The following is a 12,563-nucleotide window of genomic DNA, read 5'->3' on the forward strand; positions in this document are numbered from 1 at the left end:
AACATTGTGGAACAGATTTGAGAACTAAATTATCTTTACCTCACGATCGACTATCAGATGAAGAGTGTATCCCAAAAATGCGGCAAACCCAATAAACAATGCTTCCCCAAGTTTAAACCCAAGACCGTACTCAAAGGTAGCAAAAACCAAAACCCCATAGAGGAGTGCAAAGGTTAAGGAATGGACAATTCCCCTGTGCTTGGGCATTAAGGCTGAAAAAGCGTACCAAGAGCCAAAAGCAAACAACCCAGCTACAAACCATCCAAACACCGGATCTACTACGTTGTTTCCAATTGATAAAAGATTCCCTCCTTTAACAAAAACTGCACTGCCAACCATTACAGCCACTACAGGCTTAACTCCCCTATGTATAAGCGCCTCTGGATGATCAAGGTCAGGCAGGTCAGAGCCTAGAACATAAACCCCATATCCCAGTATCATGGAAAGTGCAGTAAGCTCAAAAGGGATGTTTGCATAATACTTCAAAAAAGATGCAAGGAGGACAGCAAGAGGATAGGTTAAGATGCCGCTAAGCACGTGCCCTTCGTAGTTCACTCCTCGCCCTCCTTCTGCTCTTCTAGGAACTTTCTAACGTATTCTGGCACTTTATAGTTGCCCTTTGGGTCTCCCACTAAGAATCCAAGCCGTATGAGCTCTTCAAGATGCTCATAAACCTGGACCCCTGGTTTTTTGACCTCCTTTGCAACCTGAATATAACTCACTGGCCCTCCATTGAACTTGTACACTATAACCTCCACGAGGTCTCTGTACTCTTTGGGAATCCTTGTTAGGTATTCCTCCAGGCTCTTGGGCTCTTCCAGAATTGTGGTGACGACATAGTCATCTATCGGATCAAACTTATGCTTGCTGGCCTCGCTTAAAACATAGTGCAGGAGTCTTAAAATTTGCCTTGGATTGCCCTTTGCAAGCTCGTGGATTAACCTTATAGCATCCTCTGTAAAGGGATATATCGGATCGTCTGTATCTCTTATTCTAACCTTGTTGAGTCTCTTTTTGACAAGCTCAAAGGTTTCTTCAAGGCTCATGGGTCTAAGCTTGAACTCGTAGTGGAGCCTCATAAAGAACGCCGGGAAGATTTTGGAGTACTCCTCGTACGCTTCCGGCACGCATGCAAATCCAAAGATGCATCCCGGAGGCATGTTGCTTATAAAATGCCTGAGCATCTCAAAAAATAGAATCTTATCCTCCTCGCTTGCCGTTTGCATGTTTTCCAGCTCGTCAAGAAGGAGGGCGGAATATGGATACTTGCTGAGCTCCTTTGTAAGCATCTCTGCAATATCCCTAGACTTATACTCCTTGGTTGAAGAGAGCATTTTTTCAAGCCTGTCTATAAAGCCGAGCTTCTTTGAGAGGTTCTCAAAAAAGATGTTGGTTCTTGTTTTTGGAGGCTTCAGACCGTTAAACATATCTCTCGTGAGCTTCAAAATGTCATTTGTGTCAACTTTAATGTAGATTGGTTTTCCACCTTGTTCTGATATCGCTTTATAGATGCTTTTAAGCCTCTGTGTTTTCCCCATTCCAAGGGGGCCGATCAGGGAGAAGGCTATTGAGCTCTTATTCCCAACTACCTCTGAAATTATCATCGAGAGACGCATGTCTACCTCTTGATAAACGTGTATGCTCTCCACGTCCTCTATGCCCTCGCTTGCTAACTGTTCGAAAGGATTTTTTGCCAAACCGTAGACTTCATAAGAGGGAGGGGAATAAACTTTAAGTGTACTCTGCCTTTCCATTTTACCCACCAAGTCTAAGTTTTAGGCGGAGGAATATATAAGTTTGTCCATAGAGGTGAAGAAAATGGCAACGTTGCTTGTAACCGTGCCGGGTGGAAGAGAAGGAGATGCTGCCCTTGAACTAGAATGGGCACTTGGGGATGCAAGGGTAAGGAGAACAAAGTGGAGAGGAGTGCTAATAGTTCGAACTTCCTTAAGCAAAGATGAGGCCCTTGAGAGAATCAGAGAATTTGAGACGACGGCTATATTCAAGGTACTTCCCATAGAAAAGTTCGTGGAGAGCAAAAAAGAGAGGATTCTTGAGGAAGCCTTTCAGCTTGCAAAGGAATATATCAAAGAGGGAGACAGCTTTGCAGTCAGATGCAAAAGAAGGGGCAACTGGATTTCATCTGGGAAGGAGATAGAGATAGAGCTCGGAGCAAAAATAAAGGAGGAGTTAAATGCTAAAGTAGACCTCACAAATCCGGATTGGTATGTCTGGATTGAGGTTCTCGGAAAAAAGACTGGTCTAAGCATAATCAAGCCAGAAGAAATCGTAAAAAAGAGGGTGGAGTTTTAAGCTCTCACTTTTAACTTTCACTGGTATAAGTTATAAGTGCTAAGTTATAACTTAGGCTTGACTTTATAGATGGTTTTGTCTTCACTGATGGCTTCAATAAGCCCCCTATGCCTCCTAACACAGCTCTCACATTCGCCGCAGTGAATGGGCTTCCCATCTTCCGTAAAACCTTGGGGCATGTAGCATGAATTGGAATACTCGTATTTTGCATTGAGCTCTTTCAACAGCTTTGCTATGCCCTTCTTATCCAGATTTATGAGGGGAGCGACCACTTTTACATCTACCATGGTTCCATATTTTAGCATCTCGTTCATTTTCTCCACAAATTCGGGAGTATTGTCAGGAAAAGTAACCCCTTCTTCAGCATTGAAGCCCACTATAATGTCTCCTCCTCCAAGGGCATCCAAAAGCGAAGCGGCTACAGATATTAGCACTATGTTCCTTGCTGGAACCCAAACGCTCTTTGCTGTTTCTTGAGCGATTTCCATGCTCTCCAAATCCTTTGCAGTGACTTTTGGAGTTTCCCCTCCAACTAAAGTTGTTCCCCTAATTTTGGAGAATTCCTCCAAAAACTCAAGTTTGATGACTTTCAGCGGAACATTGAGCTCCTTTGAAAAAAACTCCGCCACTTTATTGGTTACCTTCTCCTCATTGCTGCCGTAGTTTATGGTTAGCATGATAACTTCATCATAATTTTTCTTTGCCCAGTATACGCAAGCCGTACTGTCAAGCCCACCACTAAACAAGACAACTGCTCTTTTCATTCACCTCACCCCTTCCTTGGTAGAACCTTGAGGTTATGAACTTTTCCAAAGAAAAACTATCACAATCAGAGACTCAAAGAACAAAAGGCTGTAAAGTAGAGCAAAAATAGTGAATACGTCAAATTTAAGTTGCCCAAATAACCTATCAGCCAAAGCCAAAGCTCCAATACCCCCCATAAATAACGGAACTGATAGCAAAAGCAGAACAGGGATTTTTATTTTATTGGCCTCCCCAAATAAATACAAAAGCGTTAAAATGCCCCAAAATAGCCAAAATACTCCGTAATTTCCTCCAACATCATCCCAGTCGTAGAGAGCTTCATCATACTCCCAAGTGAACTTCACATAATAAGCGTAGCCCATATGAGATAATCCAATAAACAGCTCAAGAAGGGCAACAGCTAAGAGTAGTTTTTGAGCTTTTGATTTTTGGGAAAGAACAATCATCAAAAGAAAATTGTCCCGATTTGGTTAAAATTTTTACGGCGGCGGACGCGCCCGAGGGTGGGAACCCTCCTCCAGCGGCTTCCACCGAGACTTGCTCGCCCCCGCTACCCCACGAGCGCCGAACGTCCCGCCTACCGCTGCTCCCTTCCGGGCCTTGCGGGGTTCGGCGGGCAAAGGGAGTTAGCGGAGCCCTTCAGCTCCGCCTCTCCCACCGCCGGCCCCGTGGGACAGGGGCTCATGGCTCCTCTCGGCTTCCGCCGCTGGATTTAGGAACCGCCCCTCGGGCTTCGGCCCCCGCATATCGACGGTTTCGGGTTCCAGGGGACGCCGAACCCCCCAGCCTAGTCCGCCGCCATTTAATAATATCCTTGATGCCTATATAAAGGTTTGGTAATTATCTCCCAACAACCTTTATTAGGAATGGGAGCACAATTCCATAAGGGCCTTAAGATGATGGCGTCTGAAGCGTTTTATTCTCTTTTCCTAGGGATGCTCTTGGGAATGAGCGGCCAGATGCTACGGGTTGTTGTAGGGGTCAAGAAAGCACAAGAAAAGGCTATTTCAGAAGGCAGAGAATTCAAAGATGCCTTTGACACAAAAAGACTCCTTGTAAGCATATTAATTGGAGCAACAGCTGGAGTTTTGGGTGTTGTCAGCCTTTACTGGGGTGAAAAAGAGATAACCCGCGAGATGGCTCTAGGTTTGATTGCGATAGGTTACTCCGGGACTGATTTCATTGAAGGCTTGGTTAGAACAAAGATTCAGCCTAGATCTACTCCTTCTTAGACTCTCCGGTAATTACGGCAGAGGCTATCATATGAGCCAATCTTAAAGGTTCAGGTATAAGGGAGCTCTTTTGGGTTAGTTTTATTATCTCCTCTGCCTGGTGTGGGGGGATTCCATAAGCTTGATAGAATACTTTCCCAGGGATTAGTTCCCTTATCTCCCCAGCTTTTCTAAGAAGCGCAATTCTCTCATCGGCATCTGAAAAGTGTTTTCTCAGGGCATCTTCCATAGCTCTTAAATCGGGCTTTTTCCTTATTACTATTATCACAGGCAATCCAGTTTCTTTGCTTAATCTTTCCACGTCAACGACGTTAAACCCTGCATACGTTATTCCCTTGAGCATTATAACCCTCAAGTCCTTAAATCGAGAGTTGTTTACTGCATCAATCATTTTTTCGGTCGAATCTTTGCCATCGATTTCAATCCACCTTGTGACTACTCCTACAACATCTTGAGAACCTTTCATAACAACGCCAACTAAAATAGTGCGACCTTTTCTGAGCTTAGATTTAAAAGAAAAAGTGCCATCATCGAAGCCGATAACCCTTATCTGGGGCTTTACTTTACGGATCATTTTGTTACCTCTAAAAGCCAGTCTAGGTATTCTTTATTAACGTGATCCACATCTATCCTTATTATTGCTGGCACGGAGTATGGATGCAATTCTCTTAGAGCTTCTTTGAGCTCACTCCAGAGGTCAACTTTTGTCTTTAGTACTGCACCAACTTCGTTGTCCTCTTCAATCTTTCCTTGCCACCAGTAGAAAGCCTTGTGTTCCCTCAAATTGGCGCAGGCAATTAGTTTTCTCTCCAGCAGCTCTTTTGTTATCCTTTCAGCACTTTCCCAGTCAGGAAACGTTGTGTATACGAGTATCATCTCACCCATTTCACACACCCGGGAAGAGTTGGTAAAGATAAACTTAAATTTTATGGAGGTTACTTTTAATGGGGGGAGTAGATGGAGATAGTAAGGGCACATCTAAGGATATACGGCCGAGTACAGGGAGTAGGATTTAGATGGAGCATGCAAAGAGAAGCGAGAAAACTCGGTGTTAATGGATGGGTAAGGAATCTCCCAGATGGAAGCGTAGAGGCTGTAATTGAGGGAGAAAGAGAGAGGGTCGAGGCATTAATAGGGTGGGCACATCAGGGGCCGCCTTGGGCAAGGGTTACAAGGGTAGAGGTAGAGTGGGAAGAACCAAAGGGTGAGAAAGGATTTAGGGTAGTGGGCTAACCTTTGTAATTTAGCCCTTCAATAACAACTTTTTTGGGGCAGTAGTTAACTTCACAGTAACTGCATACAACTTTTTCTTTGCTCTTTTCGGGAGTGTGGAGAACGAGCTTTCTAAACCCTGGGATGTCCTTTATTCTCATAAAAACCTCTACGGGCAGAGTCCCATCTATAACGATGTATGCTTTGGCGTCCTCTTGCCTAAGGTTCCTGCTGAATATCTCCATTATTGGAACATCATTCTCGTAAAGGTACCTAAGCAATTCAGAAAGGGCATGGGAGTACTCCTCCTTCTCAAGTTCTATCTCAAGAACCTCCCATCCCATGATGGGTGCTACGTTTATAAGGCTTGGAAGTGGGTTTAGCTTCTCAAATATCATTCGCAGAGGATAGGTGTTTTCAATGTAATCTATGGTGTGGTAGATTATTTTTCTATTCACACCTATTACACGAGAAAGCTCGCTTATTGGTATCTCAACGTTTCTCAGATAAATTTTTCCATTTTTCACACTTAGTCCGTTTTCAAAAAGGAACTCCGCTACCTTCCGTCTGGCTGGAAAGTTTTTAAAATAAGCATCCAATACAAGCATCACTTTTGACCACCTCTTATACAATATTGTGTACAGATGAATATTTAAGCTTTTCTCCGCAGTTCGAAGAGACAATCTTTTAAAGCGTGTATCTTAAATAAGACACGTAAGTGAAGTGAGGGTGATGCCTATTCTGATCGTTGGGATTGATATAATCAGTGAAGAACCAAAACGTTTTGCCGTGGTTAGCTGGTTTAATGGAAAGATAATCAAGCACGGTGAGTTTACTTTTTATCGACTTCTGAGATTTATAAGGGTCAAAAAACCCGATATTGTTGCCATGGACAACATCCACGAGCTTGGGGAGTACCTTAGGAAATTTATAAGGGCAATTCCGCAGGGGACAAAGATAGTTCAGGTAACCGGCAGACCTGGAGAGCAAAAACCCCTATGGAGTCTAGCTAAGGAACATGGAATTAGAATAGGGGATAAGTTCAACCCCTATGAGGAAGCAAAGGTATGTGCCCTTTTAGCCGCTAAGGGAGTAGGGTATGAAGTTCTTCCTTTTGAAGATGAGGTCATTATAAAGGTCTCAAGAGGGAGAAGTCAAGGAAAAGGTGGGTGGAGTCAAGACAGATACAGGAGAAGGGTCCATAACTTAATCCAGAACAAAGTCAGGGAAATTGAAGAGACTCTCAAGAGGGCTGACATACCTTTCGACCTTGAAATTAAAGAGAAAGACCAGGGGCTGGAAAGGGGAGAGTTTAGGGTTTATACATCCAGGGAGGAGCTTGCAGGTCTTATAAAGCCTATGAAAGGAGGGGATGTTGAAATAAGAATTCGCCCGGTGGAGAGGAAGACTTTTGAGTTTGTGCCCCTAAAGAGTGAAAGCGCCATAAGAGAAAGGAAGAGCATTATTGTAGGGCTTGATCCCGGTATTACCGTTGGAATAGCTGCTTTGGATTTGAACGGCGAGATTTTAGCACTTTACAGTGAGAGGAACATGGCTGTTAGTGATATTGTGAGATTTATAAGCGAGGTTGGTCATCCAATAATAGTAGCCACCGATGTGAACCCTGCTCCTGGGTTGGTGGAGAAAATTTCTCGCTCTTTTAAGGCAATGCTCTTCGTTCCGCGGGAGAGCTTAAAAGTTGAGGAAAAGAATGAGCTTTTAAAGAACTTAGGCATAAGCGTTGAGGACGATCACCAAAGAGATGCATTAGCTGCAGCTTACAAAGCATACCTCCGCCTGAAGCCAAAGCTTGACCATGTTGAAGCAAAACTCAGAGAGATGGGCATCACAAAGAAGGGAGAGGAAATAAAGGCCCTCGTAATACAGGGATACAATCTTGGAGAGGCTATTTTGAAAGTAAAAGAAAAAGAAAAGAGCAAAGAAATAAAAACTGCCGAGGTAACTGAGACTTCTGTTGACGTTACTCCCTACATAGAAAAGATAAGGGAACTCGAAAATACCATAAATCTGCTGGAGAGAGAGAATCAAGAGCTAAGAGCCGTAATTGAAGAGCAGAGAAAAATTATAGAAGGCTTGGAGAACAGATTGGCAACCTATGACGAGAGAATTAGGGAAAAGATTATTAGAGAGAAAGAGATGGAAATTAGAGAGAAAAGAATAGAGTACCTTGAAAAAGAACTTAGAGAAGCGAGATCGATAATAGAAAAGCTCAGCAAAGACTTGGTCTTGGCAAAGAGGATGCACCTGTTGGAACTTAAAGGCACTGCAGTTCCTCTGAAGGTAATCGAAAACCTGACGTGGAAAGAGATTGAAGAGTTAGAGCGTTCTGCGGGTATTAAAAAAGAAGACGTCCTCTATGTTGTTAATCCTTCAGGCGCTGGAAAGAGCATAGCAGAACACCTTGCAGAAAGGAGGATAAAAGCCCTAATAAGTGCAAAAACACTACCAAACCTTGTATATGAAACGCTAAAGGAAAACAAAATACCAGTCCTCTATGAGAATGAGATTGAAGTGAAGAGGGTTGATGACTTTGCAATAGTTGATAGGAAAGAGCTCGAAGGTGCAATAGAAGAAAAATTGAAGCGCTGGGAAGAGGAAGAAAAAGAAAGGGAAGTTCAAGAGTTCCTAAGGCTTGTTGAGGAATATCGGCTTGAGAGGATCAAGGAGCTTAAGAAAAAGGCAGAAGAAGGACATTAAATCCCATTCAGGACTTCCCGAAGCATCCTCAAGTATTCTCCAGTTTCTTGAGCGCCTTTTTGAGTTATTTCCACTGCAGTTCTTGGCCTATCAGAAAAGACTTTTTTGATTTTTACATACCCGGCTTTTTCAAGAACCCTAAGATGAGAATCCAGATTGCCTGGGGTAAGCTCTAGCACTTCAAGTAGATCTTTAAACAAAACCCGGGCTCTTGGAAGGAGATAAAGCATTATAGCTAGCCTAATTGGGTTTCCAAGTACGTGATTACTGGTTAGCTCCTTGAGTTGTTTCATCTTATCACCGTTCAATGGCGTTAAAGGCAAAGTAAAGATAGAGCAAAGAGGTTAATGCATACCCTGCAGCAACGAGAAAGCTTGCCCATGCCATAGCACCCTTTTCCATTCCCAGAACCAATGGAACGCCTAAAGCTGGCAACAGAAATGCCGGAATCATTCCCTTATCTTTATTTCCTGCCCTTATGAAAACGAGCCACATCCCAAAAACTCCAAGGGCAATGAACGTAAGGAAGCCTGCGGCGACACTTGCCTCCTCCGTGATCCCCAAGTTAAGCCTTGGAACTACAACCCATCCAATTATCGCCCCTATGATCCAAGGGAGAGCTATAATAGAGAAGCTTCCTTCTTCTACCCTTCCCTGTGATCTGAAGAGGGCTTCGAGTCTCTTGCCAACCATCATCCCTACCCATCCAACGAAAACAAACGCTCCAATCCAGTAAATAGCTGAGAAAATGCTGCTAAATCCCACAATAGCCCCAAGCACATAGTAAAGAGCCATTACCGCTAAGAAAGCTATGAACCACATTGCCCCATACATATACTGTGCCGCTATCAGCTTTCCCTCAACCCTCTCAAGCACACTTTTAAGTTCCTTAACATCTTCCATATTCCTCACCTCAATTTAGGGTAGTACCCTTATTTATTTATAGCGTGGGGTTTCTCTGAATTTCAGAGAAAACCTTAAGCCAAATAAAAACCAAATTTCTCTGATGAAAATTGAAGAGCTTTACGAAAAACAGGGCAGGGGCGTTAGGTGTCTTGTCTGTGAAAGAAGATGCTTGATAGAAGAGGGCAAGAAAGGGATATGCAGGAACTACACCAATTTAGAGGGAAAACTAGTGCACATAGGCTATGGAAAACTGAGCGCCATCGAAAGCAGACCCATAGAGATAAAGCCCTTCTTCCATTACTATCCAAATTCCACCGCATTGACCTTCTCCGGCTTTGGATGCAACTTCTACTGCCCTTGGTGTCAAAACTACCATCTAAGCTTCTCCGATATTCCCGAGTGGATCATGGAAGTTCCGCCAGAAGAGCTCGTGAGCCTAGCCTTAAAGAATGAAGATAACGGTCTTTGTGCAAGCTTTAACGAACCAGCAACCCTTTACACTTATCTCCTAGATGTTTTTGAGCTCGGAAAAAGGAAGGGGCTATACAGCTGTTTGGTCACAAATGGTTATTTCACTCTCAAAGCCTTGAGAAATCTCATCGAAAGCGGAGCTTCGGGCTTCAGCATAGACATCAAAGGGTGCCCTAAGATGAAAGTTCTAAGTGTTGATCACAAGAAGGCTTTCAGAAACGCCAAAGAAGCAATAAACTTAGGAGCCCATGTTGAGATGGTTTACCTTGTTGTTACAAATACCAACGATTTTGAAGAATGTTACAACTGGATTTTTAATATGCACTCAAAGATGCTTGGAGAGGATGTTCCCCTACATATAAACCGCTATTATCCGATGAACTACTGGAAAGAGCCGCCTACACCAGCAGAAAAGCTGGTAAAGTTAAAGAAGATCGCTCAAAAAGAGTACAATCTGAATTACGTTTACGTTGGGAACATTGGCTCAATCGAACACGAAACGACGTATTGTCCTAAATGCGGCGAAAAGCTGATAATACGTTCTGGCTACAGAGTGCTGAGATGGAATCTAAGGGACAACAGATGTCCCCGATGTGGCGAAAAGATTCCAATTTATGGGGAGTTCACTCGATTCTAAAAGTGATTCCCTTTTCCTTTGCCTTCTCCTGCACTTGAAGCTTGAAGCTGCATGCCTTACATATCTCTCCAGTAGTTGGCTGCCCACAGATTTTGCATCTATTGAGATCCCTATGGGCATAAGCTTTCGCCAAAAGTGGAAACATCTTATCGTAACTTCTCAGGATTTGGTACTTAGTTCCCGGGTGCTTTTCTTCCATTTCATTTATCCAGTCTCTGATTTCTGCCCTAAATGCCTCCACAGCATAGGGACACTCAGAAAAATCTACTTCAATGTTGTTCAAAACCGCATAAAGTACTATCTCCTTCTCCGGTACTTCCCTAAGGGGTTTTATTCTTGGCACAAGACCCTCGTGAATAACTTCATAGTAAGGGCCAGTTCTCCCAAGTCTAGCCACATCCCCACGCATAATGTTCATGAGAAACATTTGAACTTCATCGTCCAAATTATGACCAACGGCAAGCTTGTCAGCATTGACGTCTTGAGCGGCATAGTTTAACAACCACCTTCTCCAAACGCCGCAATAGGAACATGCCCCAACCCTTTCTCCTTTTTCAAAACTTCCCATTATATTGACGGTCTCATCGAGGGTAAAGCCTATGTATTCCTTGAAGGAATAGACGCGATGCTCTACTCCAAGCATCTTTGCATTCTTCTTCGCTATTTCAACGCTCTCTGGTCTGTAACCGGCTATTCCCTCATCTATGGTTATCGCTATTATTTCAAAAGGAAACTTCTGGCTGAGCTTGTGAAGGATGTGAAGAAGAACAACGCTGTCTTTTCCACCGCTCACTCCCACCGCTATTCTGTCCCCTCTCTTAATTAACCCATATTTTCTTACGGTTTGCTTTACTTTGCTCTCAACCATTTCATTGAAATGTTTGTGGCAATAAAACTTCCCCTCGTATCTCGCATGATAAACAGCGTCTCTTCCACACTTTGTACATTTCATTTTTCTCTCGCCTCACTGCAGGAAGAGACTTTTCTTTAAAAAACCTTTCCCTATAGATGAAAAGATTTAAATAAATCTTTTCTTTACTCACAGTAATAATTTTGTTGGTGATTGCTATGGAGCTCATAAATACTAAGATTCCACAGCTCGATGAAGCTTTGGGAGGAGGGATACTTGAGGACAGTATTGTCTTGATAACTTATGATACCTATTCACAGGGATGGACTCTCGCCTTCGAGATTCTAAAAAGAAGAATAAAAGAAGGAGATTTCGGAGTGATAATCAACTCGGTAGTTCCTCTTTCGATGCTGAACATGGAGCTTAGGAGAATCGGTTTTGACATCTTTAAAGAAGGCGAAAAAGGAAATCTTGGCATAATTGACATTTTTGCATCATTTTATGGAATAAACTACCAACAGCCATACATTTATTATGCCGACATGGATCAGGAAACGTATCTCCCAAAGTTTATGAGCCTTTACAGAAAAATGCTGAGCGAGAGAATAAAAGACAGGAGACCAATTGGGATACAGGTAACTGCGGATGGATTTGCGTTTCTAATAGGTGAGGAAAGAGAGCTCAGGAACCTCCAAAAGAATTTGGCAGCAAAAGAAAACGCTCTACTTCATGAGAAAAGGAAGAGACCGATAAATATAACTCTTCTCAACAGGGACAGGGTCTCCCAAAGATACCTCTCATGGCTCTCCCTCTACAGCCAGTACCAGATCGACTTTAGCTCTCAAGAAGGAAAGCTTGAGGAGAAGATGTTCATAAGAAAATCCCCTTTGCCAAGCTTTAAACCAACCACGCGCATATTTAAGTTAGAAAACGGGAAGATAAACATTATCTAGCAAGCTCCAATGCAAGCCTGGCGGCTTCCTTTGCATCTTTTGTAAAGTGCACTTTCACGAGTTTTTTGTGGTCAAAGTAGCCATCCTGAGCAAGAAGCTCAAGTCTGTCGCTTGGATAACCTGTGTCCGTGACCACAACGAGGGGTTTCGAATAGTCATATGCCATTAATGCTTCCACCATAGTTCCTACTCCCCCTCCCAAGACCACTAAAACATCGGCTGAATTGATCATAATTGCACTTCTCTCCGCAAAGTCCATCCCGGTTTTTATTCTGATTGTATTGAACTCATTTCCTTCCTGCCTCTCCGGGAGAACTCCCACAACGACTCTCCCAAACTTTACAAATTCCCTGCTCGCTATCTCCATAATGCCCCCTCTGCCTCCGGTAAGGAGAACTACTTTATCTTTGTGCTTAGCTAACTCCTCGATGAATTCTTTTGTCTTTTTGACTGCTTTTGGCAGAGGTTCATTATCACTCGAACCCGCTATGGCTATTTGGATCATT

General features: G+C 43.2%; 17 protein-coding genes and 1 other RNA gene. 6 read left to right on the forward strand and 12 right to left on the reverse strand.

The window, feature by feature from the left end; genetic code table 11:
* Positions 1-24 precede the first annotated feature (24 nt).
* Both NF859_RS03520 and NF859_RS03525 read right to left on the reverse strand, forming a co-directional pair.
* A complete protein-coding gene (locus NF859_RS03520) occupies positions 25-555 on the reverse strand; it encodes a metal-dependent hydrolase (protein WP_252743032.1) in 531 nt (176 codons plus the stop codon).
* A complete protein-coding gene (locus NF859_RS03525) occupies positions 552-1,754 on the reverse strand; it encodes a hypothetical protein (RefSeq protein WP_004066373.1) in 1,203 nt (400 codons plus the stop codon). Before NF859_RS03525 ends, NF859_RS03520 begins: the two co-directional genes overlap by 4 nt.
* 64 nt (positions 1,755-1,818) lie before the next feature.
* Here NF859_RS03525 and NF859_RS03530 point away from each other — a divergent pair, with 64 nt between their 5' ends.
* Positions 1,819-2,313, forward strand: coding sequence for a THUMP domain-containing protein (locus tag NF859_RS03530; RefSeq protein ID WP_252743033.1), 495 nt, complete (start codon positions 1,819-1,821; stop codon positions 2,311-2,313).
* Between the two features lie 44 nt (positions 2,314-2,357).
* On the opposite strand, the gene queC is transcribed toward NF859_RS03530, so the two are convergent.
* From queC to ffs, 3 genes are all read right to left on the reverse strand, one after another.
* On the reverse strand, positions 2,358-3,077 hold the full coding sequence (gene queC / locus NF859_RS03535; protein WP_252743034.1) for a 7-cyano-7-deazaguanine synthase QueC: 720 nt from the start codon (positions 3,075-3,077) through the stop codon (positions 2,358-2,360).
* Positions 3,078-3,110: 33 nt separating this feature from the next.
* Entirely contained in the window at positions 3,111-3,524 is a 414-nt protein-coding gene (locus NF859_RS03540) for a hypothetical protein (RefSeq protein WP_252743035.1), read from the reverse strand.
* Between the two features lie 39 nt (positions 3,525-3,563).
* An RNA gene (ffs, locus tag NF859_RS03545) (signal recognition particle sRNA) lies at positions 3,564-3,876 on the reverse strand.
* A gap of 98 nt (positions 3,877-3,974) precedes the next feature.
* Between ffs and NF859_RS03550 the strand changes: the two genes are divergently transcribed.
* Positions 3,975-4,310, forward strand: a complete 336-nt coding sequence (locus tag NF859_RS03550) for a hypothetical protein (RefSeq protein ID WP_252743036.1) — start codon at positions 3,975-3,977, stop codon at positions 4,308-4,310.
* Here NF859_RS03550 and NF859_RS03555 read toward each other — a convergent pair.
* Both NF859_RS03555 and cutA read right to left on the reverse strand, forming a co-directional pair.
* Positions 4,297-4,884: an endonuclease dU gene (locus NF859_RS03555; RefSeq protein WP_252743037.1), complete on the reverse strand. Its 588-nt coding sequence runs from the start codon at positions 4,882-4,884 to the stop codon at positions 4,297-4,299. The two genes, NF859_RS03550 and NF859_RS03555, sit on opposite strands and share 14 nt — an antisense overlap.
* Complete coding sequence (cutA, locus tag NF859_RS03560; RefSeq protein ID WP_048874650.1) at positions 4,881-5,186, reverse strand: divalent-cation tolerance protein CutA; 306 nt, start codon at positions 5,184-5,186, stop codon at positions 4,881-4,883. Before cutA ends, NF859_RS03555 begins: the two co-directional genes overlap by 4 nt.
* 81 nt (positions 5,187-5,267) lie before the next feature.
* Between cutA and NF859_RS03565 the strand changes: the two genes are divergently transcribed.
* The gene (locus tag NF859_RS03565; protein ID WP_004066355.1) at positions 5,268-5,543 is read left to right on the forward strand and encodes an acylphosphatase; all 276 of its coding nucleotides are present in this window, start codon (positions 5,268-5,270) and stop codon (positions 5,541-5,543) included.
* Here the strand turns inward: NF859_RS03565 and NF859_RS03570 are convergent.
* Positions 5,540-6,133: a regulator of amino acid metabolism, contains ACT domain protein gene (locus tag NF859_RS03570; RefSeq protein WP_252743038.1), complete on the reverse strand. Its 594-nt coding sequence runs from the start codon at positions 6,131-6,133 to the stop codon at positions 5,540-5,542. The genes NF859_RS03565 and NF859_RS03570 overlap by 4 nt on opposite strands.
* 121 nt (positions 6,134-6,254) lie before the next feature.
* On the opposite strand from NF859_RS03570, the gene NF859_RS03575 reads away from it, so the two are divergent.
* Complete coding sequence (locus NF859_RS03575) at positions 6,255-8,240, forward strand: DUF460 domain-containing protein (RefSeq protein ID WP_252743039.1); 1,986 nt, start codon at positions 6,255-6,257, stop codon at positions 8,238-8,240.
* On the opposite strand, the gene NF859_RS03580 is transcribed toward NF859_RS03575, so the two are convergent.
* Both NF859_RS03580 and NF859_RS03585 read right to left on the reverse strand, forming a co-directional pair.
* The gene (locus NF859_RS03580) at positions 8,237-8,533 is read right to left on the reverse strand and encodes a transcriptional regulator (RefSeq protein ID WP_252743040.1); all 297 of its coding nucleotides are present in this window, start codon (positions 8,531-8,533) and stop codon (positions 8,237-8,239) included. The genes NF859_RS03575 and NF859_RS03580 overlap by 4 nt on opposite strands.
* A gap of 4 nt (positions 8,534-8,537) precedes the next feature.
* Positions 8,538-9,143 (reverse strand): hypothetical protein, encoded by a 606-nt coding sequence (locus tag NF859_RS03585; RefSeq protein WP_252743041.1) that lies wholly within the window; start codon positions 9,141-9,143, stop codon positions 8,538-8,540.
* A 103-nt stretch (positions 9,144-9,246) separates the two neighbouring features.
* Between NF859_RS03585 and NF859_RS03590 the strand changes: the two genes are divergently transcribed.
* Positions 9,247-10,254 (forward strand): radical SAM protein, encoded by a 1,008-nt coding sequence (locus NF859_RS03590; RefSeq protein ID WP_252743042.1) that lies wholly within the window; start codon positions 9,247-9,249, stop codon positions 10,252-10,254.
* Here the strand turns inward: NF859_RS03590 and NF859_RS03595 are convergent.
* Positions 10,241-11,206 carry a TIGR00269 family protein gene (locus tag NF859_RS03595; RefSeq protein WP_252743043.1) on the reverse strand — a complete coding sequence of 322 codons (966 nt, stop codon included), beginning with the start codon at positions 11,204-11,206 and terminating at the stop codon, positions 10,241-10,243. The two genes, NF859_RS03590 and NF859_RS03595, sit on opposite strands and share 14 nt — an antisense overlap.
* 116 nt (positions 11,207-11,322) lie before the next feature.
* On the opposite strand from NF859_RS03595, the gene NF859_RS03600 reads away from it, so the two are divergent.
* Positions 11,323-12,057: an RAD55 family ATPase gene (locus NF859_RS03600; RefSeq protein ID WP_252743044.1), complete on the forward strand. Its 735-nt coding sequence runs from the start codon at positions 11,323-11,325 to the stop codon at positions 12,055-12,057.
* Here NF859_RS03600 and NF859_RS03605 read toward each other — a convergent pair.
* Complete coding sequence (locus NF859_RS03605) at positions 12,050-12,562, reverse strand: TIGR00725 family protein (RefSeq protein WP_252743045.1); 513 nt, start codon at positions 12,560-12,562, stop codon at positions 12,050-12,052. The genes NF859_RS03600 and NF859_RS03605 overlap by 8 nt on opposite strands.
* Between the last annotated feature and the right edge of the window lies 1 nt (position 12,563).

The sequence above is a fragment of the Thermococcus alcaliphilus genome (assembly GCF_024054535.1).
Taxonomy (GTDB): Archaea; Methanobacteriota_B; Thermococci; order Thermococcales; family Thermococcaceae; genus Thermococcus_A; species Thermococcus_A alcaliphilus.

Excerpts from the sequence above, each read along its gene's own strand:
- NF859_RS03580 (WP_252743040.1), bottom strand. The coding sequence starts at position 8,533 with ATGAAACAACTCAAGGAGCTAACCAGTAATCACGTACTTGGAAACCCA.
- NF859_RS03540 (WP_252743035.1), bottom strand. The coding sequence starts at position 3,524 with ATGATTGTTCTTTCCCAAAAATCAAAAGCTCAAAAACTACTCTTAGCT.
- NF859_RS03525 (WP_004066373.1), bottom strand. The coding sequence starts at position 1,754 with ATGGAAAGGCAGAGTACACTTAAAGTTTATTCCCCTCCCTCTTATGAA.
- queC (WP_252743034.1), bottom strand. The coding sequence starts at position 3,077 with ATGAAAAGAGCAGTTGTCTTGTTTAGTGGTGGGCTTGACAGTACGGCT.
- NF859_RS03550 (WP_252743036.1), top strand. The coding sequence starts at position 3,975 with ATGATGGCGTCTGAAGCGTTTTATTCTCTTTTCCTAGGGATGCTCTTG.
- NF859_RS03605 (WP_252743045.1), bottom strand. The coding sequence starts at position 12,562 with ATGATCCAAATAGCCATAGCGGGTTCGAGTGATAATGAACCTCTGCCA.
- cutA (WP_048874650.1), bottom strand. The coding sequence starts at position 5,186 with ATGATACTCGTATACACAACGTTTCCTGACTGGGAAAGTGCTGAAAGG.
- NF859_RS03600 (WP_252743044.1), top strand. The coding sequence starts at position 11,323 with ATGGAGCTCATAAATACTAAGATTCCACAGCTCGATGAAGCTTTGGGA.
- NF859_RS03575 (WP_252743039.1), top strand. The coding sequence starts at position 6,255 with ATGCCTATTCTGATCGTTGGGATTGATATAATCAGTGAAGAACCAAAA.
- NF859_RS03530 (WP_252743033.1), top strand. The coding sequence starts at position 1,819 with ATGGCAACGTTGCTTGTAACCGTGCCGGGTGGAAGAGAAGGAGATGCT.
- NF859_RS03595 (WP_252743043.1), bottom strand. The coding sequence starts at position 11,206 with ATGAAATGTACAAAGTGTGGAAGAGACGCTGTTTATCATGCGAGATAC.
- NF859_RS03585 (WP_252743041.1), bottom strand. The coding sequence starts at position 9,143 with ATGGAAGATGTTAAGGAACTTAAAAGTGTGCTTGAGAGGGTTGAGGGA.
- NF859_RS03555 (WP_252743037.1), bottom strand. The coding sequence starts at position 4,884 with ATGATCCGTAAAGTAAAGCCCCAGATAAGGGTTATCGGCTTCGATGAT.
- NF859_RS03565 (WP_004066355.1), top strand. The coding sequence starts at position 5,268 with ATGGAGATAGTAAGGGCACATCTAAGGATATACGGCCGAGTACAGGGA.
- NF859_RS03590 (WP_252743042.1), top strand. The coding sequence starts at position 9,247 with ATGAAAATTGAAGAGCTTTACGAAAAACAGGGCAGGGGCGTTAGGTGT.